Raw genomic sequence first — 19,312 nt, forward strand, 5'->3', positions numbered from 1 at the left:
GCGCAAACATCATGCACAGCAACTGATCCCAATGCGAGAACTTCAGCGGCGCGTGCGAGCCCGAGTAACGCGCCACGCACCGATCAAAAACGGACCGCGGCAGATGCTCCTTCAATTGAGCAAATACCAGCTTGCCTTTGTGCATGGCCGCACCCCCGCAAATCCATACGAGTGTGCGGCTTCGGGAAGCTGAAATTCAAATCGACCCGGCCACGCCCGGCCGTTTAAATCAATCAAATCAACGACTTGCGATCCAAATGAGAACGCTTCTCCGGACAGTAGTGGGCTTGACCCGCAATTCAGGATTGTCGCGCCGGGCTTTGACCCGGCATCTATATCGAAACGCGCGCCAACACCTCGCGGCAAGGCTGTGCGCCGGTCGGCTGCGGCGCGCGGACCAGCCGTTCGGCGCTGGGAGCGCCGAAACGATGCGGAGGTCGAGTTTGCGGCCTTCGGACTAATCGTGGTCTGTCCCCGCGCTCCGGAGACGTCCTGCGCGCTGATCGCGCGCAAACGGCCGCAAACTCGACCTCCGCATCTCACCTGGTCCCGATTGCGCGCCGCAGCCGACCGGCGCACAGCCTTGCAAAAGCGTGGTTGGAGTGCAGAAGCCTCCGGCGCGCCAACCAAGTCCGAGCGAAGCCGCGTGTGGGCGGGCTGGGGCGCGCAATCAGGGCTGCCCGAGGCGTCGGGGAATGGACTTGCGGGCGTTGCGCGCGATCAGCGCGCGGGCCTCTCCGGGGTGCGAGGACAGTCCACGATGAGTCCGAAGCCCGCAGGTCCGTTCCCCGGCGCCGCTTCCGCGCCTTGAAAAGGCGCGGAACGGGCTGACCGCGCGTCACAGCCCGCCCGCACGCGGCTTCGCCGCCCACACGCAGGCCTGCAATGACTACGCCGCCAGCTTTTCGCCACCACGCTCCCGACCCCGGAACAGGTTGTTGAGTTTCAGGGTGAGGCAATAGGCCGCGCCGCCCGAGCGGTTGAACGACCCGAGCGGCACCACGTGCACGCGATAGCCGCGCCGCTCCAGGCTTTGGCGCAGGGCCTGGGAGCAGTAGCACATGACGATGTCGCGGCCCAGGCACACCGAATTCACCGCCAGGTGCTGCGCATCCTCCTGCGGCGCCTCGATCAGCTTGCCCGCGGCGAGGGCTAGGATCCGCTCGCGGCCTTCCTCTGTGAAAGCAGCCGGGTGATACAGGATCTCGCCGCCGGAGAGCAGGCAGAAGGCCGTGTCCAGGTGATAGAAATGCGGGTCGACCAGCTCCAGCGACAGGGTGGGAATACCGAACACCTGCTCCACCGTGTGGTGTGCGGCGCGGCTGGAGCGCTGGCCCCAGCCCATCCACATCAGTTTGCGCACCGGGTCGTAGATCGCATCGCCCGCGCCTTCGAAGTAGACGCCCTCCGGGGTGCGGAAGATGGCATCGATTTCGCCGCGCGCCTTGAGCTGCTCGAACATGCGCTGGCCGTGCAGTTCTTCGCCGGCTCGCTCGGACTTCAGGTAGCGCGCCAGGATGGCCTTGCCGTCCAGCACCACGGCGCAGTTGGCGGTGAACACCAGGTCGGGCCAGCCCTGGGCCGCCGGTTTCACCAGCACCCTGGCGCCCAGCGCCTCGTAGGTGGCGCGCAAGGCGTCCCATCCCGCCAGCGCGTCGCGCCGCAGGCGCTTGGCATCCAGCGACCATTGCTGCGGATTCATCCACGGATTGATGGCATAGGCCACCTCGAAGAAATCAGGCGGGCTCATGAGCAGCTGCGGCGCCGGCAATGCCGAATCGAGACCCAGTTCTTTCTGCTTGCCTTGCACGACTTGCCGGAAGATATCCACCGCTTTGTCGACCAGCGCCTTGCTGATGGTCAGGGGCGGCGCAAACCGGATCACGGTCTCATGCGTCTCCTTGGACAGCACGCCCTGGGCCGCCATGCGTTCCACCAACTCACGCGCGCTTGCATACGCCGGCTCGACGTCGACGCCGACCCACAGGCCGCGCCCGCGCACGCCGCGGATCAGCCCGCCACTGGACTGCATCACCTCGCGCAAGCGGGCGTTCAGGTACTCGCCCATTGCCGCGCTGCGGGCGACCAGGTTCTCGTCTTCGATCACCTGCAGCGCTTCGAGCGCAACCGCCGCCGCCAGGGCATTGCCGCCGAAGGTCGATCCATGGCTGCCGGGATTGAAGACGCTCATCACGCTGTCGTCGGCCAGGAAGGCGCTGACCGGCAGCAGGCCGCCGCCCAGGGCCTTGCCCAGGATCAGCCCGTCGGGCCGGATGCCCTCGTGCTCGAAGGCGAACCAGCGCCCGGTGCGGCCCAGGCCCGCCTGCACCTCGTCGATGATCAGGAGGATGTTGTTGCGGCTGCACCATTCGCGCAGTTCGGGGAAGAAGCCTTCGGGCGGCACGATGACACCGGCCTCGCCCTGGATCGGCTCGACGATCACGGCGCAGGTATTGGCGCTGGTGCCCGCGCGCACGCTGGCCATGTCGCCGAAGTCGAAGTGCACGAAGCCGGGCGCGAACGGCCCGAACCCGTCGCGGTAGTCGTCCTCGCTGGAAAAGCCGACGATGGTGCTGGTGCGGCCATGGAAGTTGCCCCGGGCCACCAGGATTTCGGCCTGGCCGTCGGCGATGCCCTTGACGCGATAGCCCCAGCGCCGCGCGCACTTGATCGCCGTTTCCACCGCCTCGGCCCCGGTGTTCATCGGCAGCGCCCGCTCGAAGCCCGTCACATGGCAGAGCTTCTCCAGGAACGGCCCCAGGGTGGTGCCGTGGTACGCGCGGGAAGTGACCGCCACCCGTTCCAGCTGCCGATGCGCTGCCGCCACCAGGCGAGGATGCAGGTGGCCGTGGCTCACGGCCGAATACGCACCCATCATGTCGATGTATTCGCGCCCCTCCACGTCCCACACCAGGCAATCGCGCGCGTGGTCGACGACCACCGGCACCGGCTGGTAGTTCCTGGCGCCAAAGCGCGCCTCTTTCCCAATGAAATCCTGAGTGGAAACTGTCGTTGTGGCGTTCATGGCTGCATCCCCGGTTGATGAGGTAAGTCTAGGCCGGACCCTGCTGCCGTGAACGTGAATCCGGCGTGCACACACAGCGGCAACGGCATGATTGAAGGTGCGGCACTTCCGAAACGGAAGTGGCGTAGGACGCGTTTTCTCGCCCTTGCAGGCGCAAGCGCCGTCTCAGGACTTGCCGGCGGCGGGCCCGAGCAACGGAAAGCCCGCGAACTCCTTGATGGTTTGGAGTTCGATGTTGGTGACGATCTTTTCCACGCCCAGGGAGGCATCGTCGAGCCAGGCGCTGATAAGCCGGTGGTAGTGCGCCAGGTGCGGGCAGGCAACGCGCACGAGGTAGTCGTAGCGCCCGCTGATCACGTAGCAGGCCACCACTTCGGGAGCGGCGGCCATCCGCTTTTCGAAGCGCTGCACCGACGCCTGCCGTTGGTCCTTGAGCGCGATCTCGGCGAACACGCAGATCTGCTCGCCCAGCACGGCGCGGTTGATCAGCGCCCGATAGCCCTCGATCAGGCCTTCGGATTCGAGCTTGCGCACGCGATTGAGCGTGGCGCGCGCCGACAAGTGGATCGCTTCGGACAGCGCCTGCACCGTGGTGCGGCCATCGCGCTGGAGCAGCTCGAGCAGCTTCAGGTCAGCGCGGTCGAGCTCCATGCTCTAGATAGTTTTGACCGCGGCCAGCCGCCGCATCAGCTGCTGCACGATGTCGGTCTGCATGTCGCGGTACATCAGGCCTTCCTCGGCCTCCTTGGCCAGCACCGCCGATTCGTTGAAGCTGATGTCGCGCTGCTGCAGCAACTCGGTTTCCGGGATCAGTTCCTTGCCCTGGGGCGTGCGCAGCTTGAACTTGAAGCGTGTGCGAAGCTGGAACTCGCGGACCTGTCCCGAGGCATTCAGCCCCACCACCACTTTCTCGCGCTGCTCCGTCACCACGTCCAGCACCACCTGCGCCGCGGTGATCGCGCCCTTGTCGATCACCGTGACGGCGTCGCCGGACGCGATGCTGCGCTTGAGTTCCCGACCCACCGGGGAATCGACGGCGATGTAGATCGAGCTGAAGGCGAACTTCGGCGCCTGGCGCAGCTGGAAGCCGCAAGCGGCCAGAAGCGATGAGGCGCTGGCCAGGACCAGGAGGTTTCGTCTTTTCATCAGACCACCACGTTGACGAGCCGGCCGGGCACCACGATCACCTTCTTGGGTGACGCGTCGCCGGCGTGTTTGATGAAGTCCTCGCTGGCGATCGCCAGCTTCTCGATCTGCTGCCGGCTGGCCGCGGCCGGGACCGTGACGGAACCGCGGTGCTTGCCGTTGATCTGCAGCACCAGCTCGATCTCGTCCTGCAGCAAAGCCTGCTCATCGATGCGCGGCCAGGGCGCGTCCAGCAGCTCGCCATGCGGCATGGAATAGCCCAGCGCCTTCCACAGCTCCTGGGCGATATGGGGCGTAGCGGGATAGAGCACCCGCAGCAGTATGCCGAAGCCCTCGCGCACCGCCGCGTCGGCACCCGCCTCCGATGCGCCCTTGAAGTCTTCCAGCGCATTGAGCAGCTTCATCGCACCCGAGACCACCGTGTTGTACTGCATGCGCTGGTAGTCGTAGTCGACCTGCCGCAGGACGGTGTGGATCTCCAGGCGCAGCGCCTTGGCCTGCTTGCCCGGCGCAGGGGCGGCGATGGCCCGGCCGGGGCCGAGCTTGTTCCCGAAATTCCAGACCCGGCGCAGGAAGCGGTAAGAGCCTTCCAGCGCGGCGTCGTTCCACTCCAGCGTGGCTTCCGGCGGCGCCGTGAACATGGTGTACAGCCGGGCCGTGTCGGCGCCGTACTTCTCGATCAGGTCCTGCGGATCGACGCCGTTGTTCTTGGACTTGGACATCGTGGTCCAGCCCTCGTAGGTGACCGGCTGGCCGTCGGACTTGGCCGTGGCCGAGAGCACCTTGGCGTGCTCGTCGCGCGCGATGTCCAGGTCGTGGGCCCAGTAGTACTGCTTGCCCGCCTTGTCGCCCACCCGCACGAAGGCCTCGTTGAGCACCATGCCCTGCGTCAGCAGCTTGGTGAAGGGCTCATCGACCTTGACCAGGCCGAAGTCGCGCATCACCTTGGTCCAGAAGCGGGCGTACAGCAGGTGCAGGATGGCGTGCTCGATGCCGCCGATGTACTGGTCCATCGGCATCCAGTAGGCGGCGCCCGCGGCCACCATCGCCATGTCGTTCTTGGGATCGCAGTAGCGCATGTAGTACCAGGCCGAATCCACGAAGGTGTCCATGGTGTCGGTCTCGCGCCGCGCGGGCTTGCCGCAGACGGGGCACTTGCACGCCAGGAAATCCTCGCGCTTGTTCAGGGGGTTGCCGGACCCATCGGGCACGCAGTCCTGCGGCAACACCACCGGCAGGTCTTTCTCGGGCACCGGCACGGCCCCATGCTCCTCGCAATGGATGATCGGGATGGGCGTGCCCCAGTAGCGCTGGCGGCTGATGCCCCAGTCGCGCAGACGCCAGGTGGTCTTCTTCTCGCCCAGGCCCTTTTGCTCCAGTGCATGCGCCACTGCATTCACGGCGTCCTTGTACGAGAACCCGCTGAAGATGTCGGAGTTGATGGTGACGCCATTTTCCTTGTCGGAGTACCAGTCGTGCCAGTGCTTGTAGTCGTAGTGCTCGCCGTCGACATGCACCACCTCCATGATCGGCAGGTTGTACTTGAGCGCGAAATGGAAATCACGCTCGTCGTGGCCGGGCACGCCCATCACGGCGCCGTCGCCGTAGCCCATGAGCACGTAGTTGCCCACCCACACGTCGATGGGCTCCTCGGTCAGCGGATGGAACACGACCAGGCCGGTGGACATGCCTTCCTTCTCGCGCAGCGCGAGCTCGGCCTCGGTGGTGCCGCCCTTCTTGCAGTCCTCGATGAAGTTGGCCAGCCGCTGGTTGTTGCGCGCCGCATGCACGGCCAGCGGGTGCTCGGGCGCGACGGCGCAAAAAGTGACGCCCATGATGGTGTCGGCGCGCGTGGTGAACACGTACATCTTGCCGCCGCCGATCAGCTCGCCGTTGAAGTCGCGGATGCCGTGGGTGAAGGCGAAGCGCACGCCTTCGCTCTTGCCGATCCAGTTCTCCTGCATCAGCTTGACGCGCTCGGGCCAGCCCGGCAGCTTGTGCTGCACGTGGTCCAGCAATTCCTCGGCGTAGTCGGTGATCTTCAGGTAGTAGCCGGGGATCTCGCGCTTCTCGACCTCGGCGCCGGTGCGCCAGCCCTTGCCGTCGATCACCTGCTCGTTGGCCAGCACGGTCTGGTCGACCGGGTCCCAGTTCACCACCTGGGTCTTGCGGTAGGCGATACCCTTCTCCAGCATCTTCAGGAACAGCCACTGGTTCCACTTGTAGTACTCGGGATCGCAGGTGGCGACTTCGCGGCTCCAGTCGATGGCCAGCCCCATCGCCTGCATCTGCTTCTTCATGTAGGCGATGTTGTCGTAGGTCCACTTGGCCGGCGGCACGCCGTTCTTCATGGCCGCGTTCTCGGCCGGCAGCCCGAAGGCATCCCATCCCATCGGCATGAGCACGTTGTAACCGTTCATGCGCAGGTAGCGCGTGAGCATGTCGTTGATGGTGTAGTTGCGCACATGGCCCATGTGCAGCTTGCCGCTCGGGTAGGGCAGCATGGAGCAGGCGTAGAACTTCTTCTTGCTCGCGTCTTCGGTCACGCGATAGGCGTCGTTCGCGTTCCAATGCGCCTGCGCCGCACGCTCTACCTCGGAGGGGTTGTATTTCTCTTGCATAAATGAGTGTGCCGGGAAGTAAGCCCCGGCCTGCGGCGATTTTACGGGCGGCTTCAGCGCGCCGCGGGCGGTTCGGCGACGAAACCGATACGGTTCAAGCCTGCTTTCTGCGCCGCGCCCATCACTTCGACCACCCGGCCATAGGGAACGGCCTGGTCGGCCCGCAGCTGGATTTCGGTTTCGGGGTTGTCCCGGGCAGCCTGGACCAGCCTTTCGGCCAGCTGGGCTGCGGTCACCGGCTTCTCGTTCAGGAAGGTCCCGCCCGTCTTGTCGAGGACCACGGTGACGAATTTGGGGGCGTCGTTGGGCTTGGCGGCGTCGGTGCGCGGCAGGTCCAGCCGGATCGAGCTGGCCAGGAGGGGCGCGGTGATGATGAAAATCACCACCAGCACCAGCATGACGTCCACCAGGGGCGTCATGTTGATCTCACTCATGGGCTGCGGCCCCTGGGTGCGCTCCAAGCGGCCGAAAGCCATCAGCTTGCCTTGTGAGTCAGAAGTTCGCGCAGATCGCGGGCGAAGCCTTCCAGGTCGGCCTCGATGCGGCCGATCAGCCGGCCGAACACGTTGTAGCCGAGTACCGCCGGGATGGCGACGGCCAGGCCGGCCGCCGTCATGATCAGCGCTTCACCCACCGGCCCGGCGATCTTGTCGATGGTGATCTGGCCGGCCGTGGCGATGCCGATCAGGGCGTGGTAGATGCCCCAGACGGTTCCGAGCAAACCCACGAATGGCGCCGTGGAACCTACCGTCGCCAGCAGAACCTGGCCGAATTGCAGCTTGTCCAGCACCAGGTGCAGGGCGTCGCGCAGCAGCCGCGTCAGCTGTTGGGAGCGGTCGCCGGCGGCTGCCAGCGAGCCCGGCGCGTCCAGCCGGGTGGCCGCGATCAGGGGCAGCACCAGGCGCTCGCGATCGAAGGCGCCCACCTTCTGCTGGGCCTCATCCACCGAGGGGGACTGCCAGAACGCCGCGGTGCTGCGGCTCACGTCGCCGGTCGCCCGGCGCAGCAGCCAGGCTTTCCACAGGATGACGACCCAGCTGGCCACCGACATCGCCAGCAGCAGCACCGCCACCACCTTGGTGACGGCATCGCCCTGGCTGAACAGTTCGTAAAAGCTCATCCGGGCTGGCTTACCGCAGGCCCAGCACGTCGAACATGTCGAACAGGCCGTTGCGCTTGCCGGCCAGGAAGCGCACGGCGCGCAGGCTGCCCTGGGCATAGGTGGATCGGCTGGCTGACTTATGGGTGATCTCGATGCGCTCGCCGGTGCCAGCGAACAGGACCGTATGGTCGCCCACGATATCGCCGCCGCGGATGGTGGCGAAGCCGATGGTGGAAGGGTCACGCTCGCCGGTGACGCCTTCACGCGCATACACGGCGCAATCCTTGAGGTCGCGGCCGAGCGCCTCGGCGATCACTTCGCCCATCTTGAGCGCGGTGCCCGAGGGCGCATCGACCTTGTTGCGGTGATGCGCTTCGACGATCTCGATGTCATAGCCGGTGGCCAGCGCCTGGGCCGCCATTTGCAGCAGCTTGAGCGTCACGTTCACGCCGACGCTCATGTTGGGCGCCATGACGATGGCGATGTCGCGCGCCGCATCGGCGATCTGCGCTTTATGCCCTTCGCCGAAACCGGTGGTGCCGATCACGGCATTGATGCCGAGTTCGCGACACACCTTGAGATGCGCCATCGTCCCCTCGGGACGGGTGAAGTCGATCAGCACCTGGGCATTGGCCAGGGCCGCGCGCGGGTCGGCGGAAACCGCAATGCCGCTGGCCATGCCGAGAAAGGCCGCGGCATCGTTGCCGATGGCGGGGCTGGACGGGATATCCAGCGCGCCGGCCAGTTCGCAATCGCCGGCGTCGCGGATCGCCTCGATCAGCATATGGCCCATGCGGCCGGTGGCGCCAGCCACGGCGACTTTGTGCAGGGATTTCCCGGTATCAGCCATGCCTGAACCCGCTCAACGAGCCGGCGCTTCGAGCGGCGGATAGCTAGTGGCGGGCGGCGGCTCGGCCGATTCCGGCTGCGCGGCCGCGGCGGCCGGGCGGCCCGACGAGAACTGCTTGAGCCTTTCCTCGCTGGCTTCGAGCACGGGCACCTTGGCATCCTTGCGCTTGTTGTCCAGCGTGGCCACGAACTCGGCCTCGCTGGGCATCTCGTCGCCTTCGAAGCGCTCCAGCTCGCTGCCCTTGAAGAACACCGCCAGCTTGCGCGCCTGCGGCGCCACACCCTGGCGTTTGATGGTGAAGACGTAATCCCAGCGGTCCTGGTGAAACACGCTGCTCACCAGCGGCGTGCCCAGGATGTCGCGCACCTGCTGGCGGCTCATGCCGGGCTTGAGGGCCTCGACCTGCTCCTTGGACACGAAATTGCCCTGCACGACCTCGACCTTGTACGGCGTGATCGAATCGGCCAGGCGGTGCGTGGCATTGTTCACCGTGCCGCAGGCGCCCACGGCCGCGCAGGCGGCCAGCGCCAGGACCAGGCGGGATGCGCGGGAGGGAGAAGCGGACATTGGGAAACCGGGTAGCGATATGATCAAACCATTGTAGCGGCTGCCCCGCCCCGGGGCCCCGCGGGGAAGACCATGGCCAACATCGACGAACTCAAGAGCACCGGCCTCAAAGCCACGCTGCCGCGGCTGAAGATCCTGGACGTGTTCCAGAAGGGATCGCAAAGGCACATGACTGCCGAAGACGTGTTCCGGGTGCTGCTGGAAGAGCGCTCGGACATCGGGCTGGCGACCGTGTATCGGGTCCTCACCCAGTTCGAGCAGGCCGGCATCCTGAGCCGCAGCCATTTCGAGAGCGGCAAGGCCGTCTACGAACTCAACGAAGGCACCCACCACGACCATATGGTCTGCCTGGATTGCGGAAAGGTCGAGGAGTTCTACGACGCCGAGATCGAGAAGCGCCAGCAGGCCGTGGCCAAGGCCAAGGGGTTTTCCATCGCCGATCACGCGCTGAGCCTGTACGCCCATTGCACCAAGAACCCCTGCCCCAACCGGCCGGAAGGGCACTCGTTCGTCCACCACCCCGACGGGCACCGGAGTTAGGTTGTCATTGCGGGCTTGACCCGCAATCCATGACTTCGGTCACTTGTCCTGCTCCATCGCGCGCCGGTGGCGCTCGACGAATTCTTGATAGGTATCCACGCCGCGCAGCTGCAGGATGGTGTTGCGCACCGCGGCTTCCACCAGCACGGCGATGTTGCGGCCGGCCACCACCTGGATCACGGCCTTGCGCACCGGCACGCCCAGCACGTCCTGGGTCAGCGGTTCATAGGGCAGGCGCTCGTATTCGCGCTCCAGGGTTTCGCGGCGCACCAGGTGGACGATCAGCTTGAGCCGCATCTTGCGGCGTACCGCCGTCTCGCCGAAGATGCCGCGGATATCCAACAGGCCGATGCCGCGCACTTCCAGCAGGTTCTGCAGCAGCTCGGGGCAGCGGCCCTCGATGGTGGTCTGGTTGATGCGGTACAGGTCCACCGCGTCGTCGGCCACCAGGCCATTGCCGCGCGAGATCAGCTCCAGGCCCAGCTCGCTCTTGCCGAGGCCCGATTCGCCCGTGATCATCACGCCCAGCCCCAGGATGTCCATGAACACGCCGTGCATGGAAGTGCGCTCGGCGAAATGCTTGGACAGGTAGGCGCGCAGCACGTCGATGACGAAGGCCGAGGGCTCATGGGTGGCGAACATCGGGATCTGCGCCCGCTCGCACATCGACAGCAGCGCGTCCGGCGCCACCTGGTTGTCGGTGAGGACCAGCACCGGCGGCTCCAGCGTGACGATGCGGGCAATGCGCCGGGCACAGTCTTCCGCCGTGGCGTTGGTCAGGTAGGCGATTTCCCGCTCGCCCAGGATCTGGACGCGATAGGGATGGATGTAGTTGAGGTAGCCCACCAGGTCGGCGCCGGAGCGCGCGGCGCGCACCGCGATCTCGTCGAAGCGGCGCTCGGAAGCCCCTAGGCCGGCTACCCATTCCCACTTGAGCTGCGCCCGATGGTCTTCGAACAGGACGTCGGCGCTGACGACGGTTGGTTTCACGCGGGTTGCGCGGATTGCCAGGTGGCGATCAGGCGGTGCAGTTCGGCCGCGTCGGTGCTGGCCTTGATCTTCTCGCGCAGCGGTGCGTCGCTGAGCAGCTCGGCGATCTCGGACAGGATTTCCAGGTGCTTCTGGGTGGCGGCCTCGGGCACCAGCAGGAAGATCAGCAGGACGACCGGCTGTTCGTCCGGCGCGTCGAAGCCGATCGGCTGGGCCAGCTGAAACAGGGCGGCCATCGGCGCCTTCAGGCCCTTGATGCGCCCATGGGGAATGGCGACGCCGTGGCCCAGGCCGGTCGAACCCAGGCGTTCGCGGGCGAACAGGCTGTCGGTGATCAGCGCGCGCGACAGGCCGTGGAGGTTCTCGAAAAGCAGCCCCGCTTCTTCGAAGGCGCGCTTCTTGCTGGTGGCGTCGACGCTCACGAGCACTTGAGCGGCGGGCAGGATGGACGCGAGGCGGTTCATGGTAGGGGTTTACGATTATGCACCTTGATGCAGCTTGGACGGGGTACCGCACCAAAACGCCGCCGAGCAGTGTTGCGCCGACACTCCCCAAATGACAAAGCGCCCCTGGGGGCGCCTTTTACTATCCGTTCACCTTACATCACTCGCTTGGGGGCGTCGTGATGGTGGTCCTGCAGCCGGGTCTTGTGGCGGCCGACCTGCCGATCGAGCTTGTCGACCAGCTCATCCAGGGCGGCGTAAAGATCCTCGTGGGAGCTTTCCGCGAACATGTCGTTGCCCTTGACGTGAATCTTGCACTCCGCACGCTGTCGTCGTTCCTTTTCCTTTTGCTTTTCCACTGTGAGCAGCACCCTGATGTCGACGACTTGGTCAAAGTGCCGTGTGATCCGATCAAGCTTGGTGGTCACGTAGTTGCGAAGTGCCGGGGTGACTTCGAGATGGTGACCGCTGATCGTCAAATTCATGAATGACCTCCTGTTTCACGCTGGGTTGAAATGGCCGCCCTGTTGAGCCTGCGGCCGGCGAATTGGATTCTTGGAAGGTCGAATCACTATGCTCGTGTTGACCTTGAAAAGCAACGCATTTCAGTCACGCCGCCGGCCAAAGTGAAACCCTTTGTCGGGCTGGCTCGCAAGTGCTTGAAAAACCTGGGTTTTCCTCTCGGCAGGACAAAAAAAGCGGCCCCTACGGGGCCGCCTTGCCACCTTCAGTGGCTTCAAGGCTCAGCGAGTGCGCCAAGCCATGATCGGGTCGGTGTAGCTGCTCCAGTTACGGGCGCGCGGGTGTGCCTGGGCTCCGGGCCGCTCGAGGTTGGCGTGCTCCGTGCGCTCGCCCATGGGCTTGTCGCGGGGGGTGTCCGAAAACTTGTTCGGGGTCTTGGATTCCTTGGCCATAAATGCTCGCTCCGTATAGGGGTGCCGGCTGTCAGCTTCCGCTGTTGCTTGCGGCAGGTTTCTGGGTGTCCTGCGGGGCGGGCCGCTCGGCATACTTGCTCAGGAAAGGCCAGGCGTGTCCGGTGCGGCCACGCTTGGCGCTGAAATCCGATCCCTTGGCTTCGCTGTGCTCAGGGCGGTAACTTGTCTTGCTTGCGTTCGGATCGTTCGCCAGCTGGATCATGAAAGCTCCTTGGGGTCCCGGCTTGTGGATGGGCCGGGAAGACAAATCGAATTTAGGGGCCTTGCCTCATCGGGTATGTCGGACAGGTCGGCCCAGATTTGTAGGACGCGTCCTGCCTCAGCGGTGTGGGCCCGGGCTTGCTCTACCATGGCCGGGCATGAGCCTGACCCGCCCCGCCCGACCCGTCCACGCTTTGGTGCTGATGGGCGGGGGCGCCCGCACGGCCTACCAGGTGGGCGTGCTGCAGGCCATGGCCTCCATGCTCCGGCTGCAGGCCCCGCACTCGGCCGCGTTTCCTTTCCAGGTGCTGGTGGGGACCTCGGCCGGAGCGCTCAACGCGGCCTACCTGGCCAGCGCCGCGACGTCGGGATTGCAGGCCTTCGACCACCTGGGGCAGTTCTGGAGCCGGCTGCGATCGTCCGACGTGTACGAACTGGACGTGCCGCGCTGGGTCCGCTTCAGCCGCCTGGCCACCGCCTACAGCCTGTGGCGCAACGCCCGCGGTCGGGGCGCCATCCTCAACAACATGCGGCTGGTCGACACCCTGCATCACGCGGTCTCGCTGCCGGGGATCGAGGAGGCGCTGCAGGCCAAGGCCATCGACGCCGTGGCGGTGACGGCCTCCAGCTACACCAGCGGCGTGCACTGGACCTTCTGCCATACCGCGCGCGACCGTCCGCCCGGCGGCTGGAACCGCCCGGGGCGGCGGTCCGAGTTCCAGCCGCTGACCATCGAGCACCTCATGGCCTCCAGCGCCCTGCCCTTCCTGTTCCCGGCGACGCCGCTGTGGGTGGACGGGCGGCGCGAATACTTCGGCGACGGCTCGATGCGCCAGGCTTCGCCGCTGTCGCCGGCGGTTCACCTGGGCGCGGACAAGATCCTGGTGCTGGGCGCCGGCCAGCCCCAGCGCGCCGGCCTGGTGGGCGGAACCCTGACCCTGGAGCGCGAGCCGACCCTGAGCGGCATCGCCGGCCACGCCATGGCCAGCGTATTCCACGACACGCTGCAAGCCGACGTGGAGCAGGCCCAGCGCGTCACCCGTACGCTGCAACAGCTGCCGCGCGAGGTCGCGGGCGTGCTGCCGTATCGCAGCGTCGATGTGCTTTCCATCCAGCCCACGCAGTCGCTCGATGCCCTGGCCCAGGCCCATGCCCACGAATTGCCGCTCTCGGTGCGGCGCGCCCTGGGGGGCCTGGGCGCGCTCAAGGGCGGCGGCGGCGCGCTGGCCAGCTACCTGCTGTTCGAGCCGGGCTTCGTGCAGGCCCTGATCGGTCTGGGCGAGCAGGATGCCTACGCGCGCAAGGAAGAATTGCTGGCTTTCTTCGGTACCGCCACGGCATAATCGCGCGGTCGCAATAGCTGGAGAGCGCTCCTTGGAAACCTACCCTAGTCGGTAGCTTTCAACGCCCGGACTCGGGGTTGAAAGCATCACCTGCCACAACGCCGAATCGAATAGTCACGGGAGTGAGCCATGCTCAACATCTTCACGCTCGCCAATGGGCGCCTCTTCCAGGAAGAGATCGAATCGCTGGAGGAGCTCTCCAAGTTCCAGCCTATCTGGGTCGACCTCGAGTCCCCCACCATCGAAGAAAAGCGCTGGGTCAAGCAGTACTTCGGCCTGTCCATCCCCGAAGACGCGATGGACGAGGACATCGAGGAATCGGCGCGCTTCTACGAGGAAGACAACGGCGAGCTGCACATCCGCAGCGACTTCCTGATCGCCGACGACGAGGAGCCGCGCACGGTGCGCGTGGCCTTCATCCTGAACCTGGTGAACGACGCGCTCAAGAGCAAGGGCGTGCTGTTCTCCATCCACGACGAGGACGTGCCGGTGTTCCGGCTGCTTCGCTTGCGCGCGCGCCGGGCGCCCGGCCTGATCGAGGACGCGAAGGAAGTGCTGCTCAAGCTGTTCGACGCCGATGCCGAGTACTCGGCCGATACGCTGGAAGGCATCTACGACGAGCTGGAGAAAGTCAGCAAGCAGGTGCTGGCCGGCGAAGTGACGGACACCCTGGCCGGTGAAGTGCTGGGCGCGATCGCCCGCCAGGAAGACTTGAACGGCCGCATCCGCCGCAACGTCATGGACACCCGCCGGGCCGTGAGCTTCATGATGCGCAGCCGCATGCTCAACGCCGGGCAGTTCGAGGAAGCCCGGCAGATCCTGCGCGACATCGAATCGCTGGACAACCACACGGCCTTCCTCTTCGACAAGATCAACTTCCTGATGGACGCCACGGTCGGCTTCATCAACATCAACCAGAACAAGATCATCAAGATCTTCTCGGTGGCCAGCGTGGCGCTGCTGCCGCCGACCTTGATCGCCAGCCTTTACGGCATGAACCTGAAGTTTCCGGAGCTCGAGCTGATGGGCCCCGGCGCTTACCCCTATGTGCTGACGATGATGGTGGCCAGCGCCCTGGTGCCGATGTGGTACTTCAGGAAGCGCGGCTGGCTGAGGTAGGCGCCAGCAAGGCCGCCACGATCGCGGCCGAATAGCGGCTGGCGACCTCCTGGATGAAGCGCGTGAAATCTCCGTGGGCCGCGTCGTCGGCGCGGTCGGAGATCGTGCGCACCGCGGCGAACGGCAAGCCGTAGTCGTGGCAGACCTGGGCGATCGCCGCGCCCTCCATCTCGACCGCGAGCGCCTCGGGCAGTGCCAATTGCAGCGCACGGCTTTCCGCCGTGGTGGCGACGAAGCGGTCGCCGCTGATCACCAGGCCGCGGTGCAGGGTGACGCCGGGCAGGGCCTCCTTGGCCGCAGCCGCGAGCTGGGCCGACAGTTGGGGGTCGGTGGCGAAGCGGCTTTGGCCATAGAGGGGCACTTCGTATCTGGGGAAGATCGGCGAGGCGTCCAGGTCGTGCTGCAGGAAGCTGTCGGCGACCACGATATCGCCCACCTTGACGCCGGGGCCCAGGCCGCCGGCCACGCCGGTGAAGACGATGCGCTCGACCCCAAAGCGCTCGACGAGCACCGTGGCCGTGGTCGCAGCCGCCACCTTGCCGATACGCGACAGCACGGCCACCACTTCCCGGCCATGCAGGTGGCCGCGCCAGAACTCACGTCCGGCGACGACTTCCTTGTGCTCATCAGGCATCAGCGCGAGGACTGCGGCCAGTTCCTCGTGCATGGCGCTGACGACGGCAATGGTCATGTGCTCCCCAGAAAAGAAAAAGCCCCGGCGCCGCAACAGCGCCAGGGCCGAGGATAAGCGAGGCCCGCCTATTCCTTGATGTCGACGCCGTAGAAGTTGTGGCGGCCGAACGGGCTGAGCTTGAAGTCGACCACTTCCTTGCGCACCGGCTTGAGCTGCACGGCGTGGGCGATGGTGAACCAGGGCGCCTGGGCCTTGAAGATCACCTGGGCCTGCTTGTACAGCGCGTCACGGTCCGCCGGCTTGGAAACCGTCTTGGCCTTGAGCACCAGGTCCTCGAACGGCTGGAAGCAGAACTTCGCGACGTTGGAGCCGTTGCCCTTGGTCGATTCGCAGCCCAGCAGCGTGTAGAGGAAGTTGTCCGGGTCGCCGTTGTCGCCGGTCCAGCCCAGCATGCCCATCTGGTGTTCGCCGGCCTGCATGCGCTTGCGGTACTCGCCCCACTCGAAGGTCTTGATCTCCGCCTTCACGCCGATCTTGGCCAGGTCGGCCTGCATCAGTTCGGCGATGCGCTTGGCATTGGGGTTGTACGGGCGCTGCACCGGCATGGCCCACAGGTCGGTCTCGAAGCCGTTCGGGTGGCCGGCTTCCGCCAGCAGCTTCTTGGCGGCGGCGGGATCGTAGGGATCGTCCTTGATCGCGTCGTTGTAGGCCGACATCGAGGGCGGCAGCGGGTTCTTGGCGGCCACGCCGGTGCCCAGGTAAACGCCGTCGATGATGGCCTTCTTGTTGATCGCCATGTTGATGGCCTTGCGCACGCGCGCGTCGTCGAACGGCTTCTTCTGCGTGTTGTAGGCCAGGTAGCCGACGTTCAGGCCGGGCTGCTCCAGCACTCGCACGTTCGGGTCCTTGCGGATCGCTTCCAGGTCGGCCGGGTTCGGATACGGCATGACGTGGCACTCGCCTTTTTGCAGCTTGGCCCAGCGCACCGATGCATCGGGCGTGATGGCGTACACCAGGTCGTCGATCTTGGCCTTGCCACCCCAGTACTGAGGGAACGCCTTGTAGCGGACCACGGCGTCTTTCTGGTACTGCACCAGGTAGAAAGGGCCGGTGCCGATGGGCTCCTGGTCGATCTTCTCGGGCGTGCCGGCCTTGAGCATGGCGTCGGCGTATTCCTTGGACTGCACGGCCGCATAGGGCATGGCCAGGTTCGAGAGGAACGGGGCTTCGGGCTTGTCCAGGGTGATGCGCACCGTGTAGTCGTCCACCTTCTCCACGGCCTTCAGGAGCTTGGGCATGCCCATGTCGTTGAAGTACGAGTGGTTGGTGCTGGTGACCTTGTAGTACGGGTTGTCTTCCTTCCACTGGCGCTCGAAGCCGAAGACGATGTCGTCGGCATTGACATCGCGGGTCGGCTTGAAGGCGCGGTGGCTGTGCCACTTGACGCCTTTGCGCAGATAGAAGGTGTAGGTCTTGCCGTCCGGCGCGATCTCCCAGCGCTCTGCCAGGCCGGGCACGACCTTCGTGCCGCCGCGCTCGAACTCGACGATGCGGTTGTAGATGGGCTCGTTGCCGTCGAAGGAGGTGCCGGTGGTGTTGACGCCGGGGTAGAAGTTTTCGGGGCTACCTTCGGAGCAGAACACCAGCGTCTTGGCGCCGGCGCCCGCGGCGGCCGCCAGCGCCAGCGCGGTGATCGCAAAGTGCTTGCGATATTTGGAAAGGTTCATGCGAGACTCCTTCAAAAAGTGGGTTCGGCCTCAGCCGGAGAGTGACGCATTATCAACAGACGCAACTCGGGGAAAACCCGCTTCCAGAAACTGCTCGGAAAAGTGGCAGGCAGCGATGCGCCCATCTACCACGCGGGGCAGCGGCCGCTCGGCCCGGCAGCGTTCCACCGCATAGGGGCAGCGGCTGGAGAACACGCAACCGCTGGGCGGATTGAGCGGCGAGGGCAGCTCGCCCTTGAGCACGATGCGTTGCACGTTGCGCGCGCCGACACCGGGCGTCGATGCAAGCAGGGCTTGCGTGTACGGATGTGCCGGGCGCGCGAAGAGCTCGGCCTTCGGCCCCTGCTCCATCACGTGCCCCAGGTACATCACCAGCACCTCGTGCGCGATATGGCGCACCACCGCCAGGTCGTGCGAGATGAACAGGTAGGCCAGCTTGAACTCATCCTGCAGGTCCGACAGCAGGTTGAGCACCTGGGCCTGGATCGATACGTCCAGCGCCGACACCGGTTCATCGGCGACCAGCAGTTTGGGGTTGAGCATCAGCGCGCGCGCGATGGCGATGCGCTGGCGCTGGCCGCCCGAGAACATGTGGGGGTAGCGGTTGGCGTACTCGGGCCGCAGGCCGACCTGGGCCAGCATGGCACGGGCCCGCTCGCTGCGCTCAGCCTGGTTCATGCTGGTGTTGATCGTGAGCGGGTCTTCCAGCACGGCGCTGATCTTCTTGCGCGGGTTCAGGGAACCATAGGGGTTCTGGAACACCAGCTGGACCGCCTGGCGCAGGCGCCGCTTGTCGGACGCCGGCGTGTCGACCGCGTCGGTGCCGTCGAGCATCAGGCTGCCCTCGGTCGGTTTCTCGATCAGGGACACCATGCGTGCCAGCGTGGACTTGCCGCAGCCCGATTCGCCGACCACGGCCAGCGTCTTGCCGGCCTCGATGGCAAACGACACGCCGCCGACGGCCTGCAGGTGCGCGGGGGCACGCAGCAGCCCGCGGCGGATCTTGTAGACCTGGCGCAGGTTCTTGGCTTCGACCACCACCGTCATGCGCTCACCTCGATCGGCACCGGCGTGTCGCGCTTGATGGCCTCCACACGCTGCGGATCGCCCAGCGGGTAGTGGCAGCGCACCTGGCCATCCTTCCAGGGGCGCAGCTCGGGCCGCACCGCCATGGAATGCGCCGTGGCATAGGCGCAGCGCGGCGCGAACAGGCAGCCGGTCGGCCGGTCGAACACGCCGGGCACCACGCCCGGTATGGTGGCGAGGCGATGCCCCGCGGGGCCGCGTTCGGGCAGCGCCGCCAGCAGGGCTTCGGTGTAAGGGTGCTGCGGATCGGCGAAGAGCTCGGCGACGAGACGCTGCTCCATCACCTGGCCGGCGTACATCACCGCGACGCGGCGCGCCATTTCGCTCACCACGCCCATGTTGTGGGTGATCAGCACCAGCGCCATGCCGCGCTCTTTCTGCAGGTTGCGCAGCAGGTCCAGGATCTGCGCCTGGATGGTCACGTCCAGCGCCGTGGTCGGCTCGTCCGCGATCAGGAGGCGCGGGTTGCAAGAGATCGCCATGGCGATCATCACCCGCTGGTTCATGCCGCCCGACATCTGGTGCGGGTAGTCGTTCAGCCGCGTGTGAGCGGCGGGAATGCCGACCTGCTCCAGCAATTCGATGGCGCGCCGCTTGGCGCTGGCCTTGTCCAGCGGCGAATGCAGCGTCAGGGCCTCGACCAGCTGGTAGCCGATCGTGAAGCAGGGATTCAGGCTGGTGGTCGGTTCCTGGAAGATCATCGCCATGTCCTTGCCCACCAGGCGGCGACGTTGCTTGTCCGAGATGCCCAGCAGGTCGTTGCCGGCGAAACGCAGCTTCTTGGCGCGCACGCGGCCCGGGTAGGCGATCAGGCCCATCAGGGCCATCATGGTCACGCTCTTGCCCGACCCGGACTCGCCGACGATGCCCAGCACCTCGCCTTCGTCCAGCGTCAGGCTCACGCCCTCCACCGCGTGCATCACGCTGCCCTGGGTGGGGAACTCCACGTGCAGGTCCTCGATTTCGAGAAGCGGTGTGCCCAT

At 65.9% G+C, this 19,312-nt stretch carries 21 protein-coding genes; 3 read left to right on the forward strand and 18 right to left on the reverse strand.

Features of this window, described 5'->3' with window-relative positions; all coding sequences use genetic code 11:
* From HNE04_RS21465 to HNE04_RS21505, 9 genes are all read right to left on the reverse strand, one after another.
* Nucleotides 1–145 (reverse strand): DUF4372 domain-containing protein (locus HNE04_RS21465; protein ID WP_172223826.1); only part of this gene is annotated, 145 nt, incomplete at its 3' end.
* 744 nt (nt 146–889) lie between these two features.
* A complete protein-coding gene (rocD, locus tag HNE04_RS28450; RefSeq protein WP_172223829.1) occupies nt 890–3,025 on the reverse strand; it encodes an ornithine--oxo-acid transaminase in 2,136 nt (711 codons plus the stop codon).
* Nucleotides 3,026–3,190: 165 nt separating this feature from the next.
* On the reverse strand, nt 3,191–3,676 hold the full coding sequence (locus tag HNE04_RS21475) for an Lrp/AsnC family transcriptional regulator (RefSeq protein ID WP_172223831.1): 486 nt from the start codon (nt 3,674–3,676) through the stop codon (nt 3,191–3,193).
* Between the two features lie 3 nt (nt 3,677–3,679).
* A complete protein-coding gene (locus HNE04_RS21480) occupies nt 3,680–4,171 on the reverse strand; it encodes an LPS-assembly lipoprotein LptE (protein WP_172223833.1) in 492 nt (163 codons plus the stop codon).
* Nucleotides 4,171–6,792: a leucine--tRNA ligase gene (gene leuS / locus HNE04_RS21485; RefSeq protein ID WP_172223836.1), complete on the reverse strand. Its 2,622-nt coding sequence runs from the start codon at nt 6,790–6,792 to the stop codon at nt 4,171–4,173. Before leuS ends, HNE04_RS21480 begins: the two co-directional genes overlap by 1 nt.
* Before the next feature lie 53 nt (nt 6,793–6,845).
* Complete coding sequence (locus tag HNE04_RS21490; protein ID WP_172223838.1) at nt 6,846–7,268, reverse strand: ExbD/TolR family protein; 423 nt, start codon at nt 7,266–7,268, stop codon at nt 6,846–6,848.
* The gene (locus HNE04_RS21495) at nt 7,268–7,912 is read right to left on the reverse strand and encodes a MotA/TolQ/ExbB proton channel family protein (RefSeq protein ID WP_172223841.1); all 645 of its coding nucleotides are present in this window, start codon (nt 7,910–7,912) and stop codon (nt 7,268–7,270) included. Before HNE04_RS21495 ends, HNE04_RS21490 begins: the two co-directional genes overlap by 1 nt.
* A gap of 10 nt (nt 7,913–7,922) precedes the next feature.
* Nucleotides 7,923–8,744, reverse strand: a complete 822-nt coding sequence (gene dapB / locus HNE04_RS21500; RefSeq protein WP_172223843.1) for a 4-hydroxy-tetrahydrodipicolinate reductase — start codon at nt 8,742–8,744, stop codon at nt 7,923–7,925.
* Nucleotides 8,745–8,756: 12 nt separating this feature from the next.
* Nucleotides 8,757–9,311, reverse strand: coding sequence for an outer membrane protein assembly factor BamE (locus HNE04_RS21505; protein ID WP_172223845.1), 555 nt, complete (start codon nt 9,309–9,311; stop codon nt 8,757–8,759).
* A 72-nt stretch (nt 9,312–9,383) separates the two neighbouring features.
* Here HNE04_RS21505 and fur point away from each other — a divergent pair, with 72 nt between their 5' ends.
* Nucleotides 9,384–9,851 carry a ferric iron uptake transcriptional regulator gene (gene fur / locus HNE04_RS21510; RefSeq protein ID WP_172223848.1) on the forward strand — a complete coding sequence of 156 codons (468 nt, stop codon included), beginning with the start codon at nt 9,384–9,386 and terminating at the stop codon, nt 9,849–9,851.
* A 39-nt stretch (nt 9,852–9,890) separates the two neighbouring features.
* Here the strand turns inward: fur and hprK are convergent, their stop codons facing one another.
* The 5 genes from hprK to HNE04_RS21535 form a co-directional block, all read right to left on the reverse strand.
* Nucleotides 9,891–10,841 carry an HPr(Ser) kinase/phosphatase gene (gene hprK, locus HNE04_RS21515; RefSeq protein ID WP_172223850.1) on the reverse strand — a complete coding sequence of 317 codons (951 nt, stop codon included), beginning with the start codon at nt 10,839–10,841 and terminating at the stop codon, nt 9,891–9,893.
* Nucleotides 10,838–11,305, reverse strand: coding sequence for a PTS sugar transporter subunit IIA (locus tag HNE04_RS21520; RefSeq protein WP_172223853.1), 468 nt, complete (start codon nt 11,303–11,305; stop codon nt 10,838–10,840). Before HNE04_RS21520 ends, hprK begins: the two co-directional genes overlap by 4 nt.
* 134 nt (nt 11,306–11,439) lie before the next feature.
* A complete protein-coding gene (gene hpf / locus HNE04_RS21525) occupies nt 11,440–11,769 on the reverse strand; it encodes a ribosome hibernation-promoting factor, HPF/YfiA family (RefSeq protein ID WP_172223856.1) in 330 nt (109 codons plus the stop codon).
* 258 nt (nt 11,770–12,027) lie between these two features.
* Nucleotides 12,028–12,198, reverse strand: a complete 171-nt coding sequence (locus HNE04_RS21530; protein WP_172223858.1) for a hypothetical protein — start codon at nt 12,196–12,198, stop codon at nt 12,028–12,030.
* A 31-nt stretch (nt 12,199–12,229) separates the two neighbouring features.
* Nucleotides 12,230–12,421, reverse strand: a complete 192-nt coding sequence (locus HNE04_RS21535; protein ID WP_172223861.1) for a hypothetical protein — start codon at nt 12,419–12,421, stop codon at nt 12,230–12,232.
* Nucleotides 12,422–12,578: 157 nt separating this feature from the next.
* On the opposite strand from HNE04_RS21535, the gene HNE04_RS21540 reads away from it, so the two are divergent.
* Together HNE04_RS21540 and corA are read left to right on the forward strand one after the other, a co-directional pair.
* Nucleotides 12,579–13,763, forward strand: a complete 1,185-nt coding sequence (locus HNE04_RS21540) for a patatin-like phospholipase family protein (RefSeq protein ID WP_172223864.1) — start codon at nt 12,579–12,581, stop codon at nt 13,761–13,763.
* Between the two features lie 129 nt (nt 13,764–13,892).
* Entirely contained in the window at nt 13,893–14,882 is a 990-nt protein-coding gene (gene corA, locus HNE04_RS21545) for a magnesium/cobalt transporter CorA (RefSeq protein WP_172223866.1), read from the forward strand.
* Here the strand turns inward: corA and HNE04_RS21550 are convergent.
* The 4 genes from HNE04_RS21550 to HNE04_RS21565 form a co-directional block, all read right to left on the reverse strand.
* Complete coding sequence (locus HNE04_RS21550) at nt 14,857–15,573, reverse strand: 5'-methylthioadenosine/adenosylhomocysteine nucleosidase (protein WP_172223868.1); 717 nt, start codon at nt 15,571–15,573, stop codon at nt 14,857–14,859. The genes corA and HNE04_RS21550 overlap by 26 nt on opposite strands.
* A 68-nt stretch (nt 15,574–15,641) precedes the next feature.
* Complete coding sequence (locus HNE04_RS21555) at nt 15,642–17,243, reverse strand: ABC transporter substrate-binding protein (protein ID WP_172223870.1); 1,602 nt, start codon at nt 17,241–17,243, stop codon at nt 15,642–15,644.
* 30 nt (nt 17,244–17,273) lie between these two features.
* Complete coding sequence (locus tag HNE04_RS21560) at nt 17,274–18,290, reverse strand: dipeptide ABC transporter ATP-binding protein (protein ID WP_172223873.1); 1,017 nt, start codon at nt 18,288–18,290, stop codon at nt 17,274–17,276.
* On the reverse strand, nt 18,287–19,312 hold the full coding sequence (locus tag HNE04_RS21565) for an ABC transporter ATP-binding protein (protein WP_172223875.1): 1,026 nt from the start codon (nt 19,310–19,312) through the stop codon (nt 18,287–18,289). Before HNE04_RS21565 ends, HNE04_RS21560 begins: the two co-directional genes overlap by 4 nt.

Source organism: Caenimonas soli (assembly GCF_013155545.1).
Lineage (GTDB): Bacteria > Pseudomonadota > Gammaproteobacteria > Burkholderiales > Burkholderiaceae_C > Ramlibacter > Ramlibacter soli.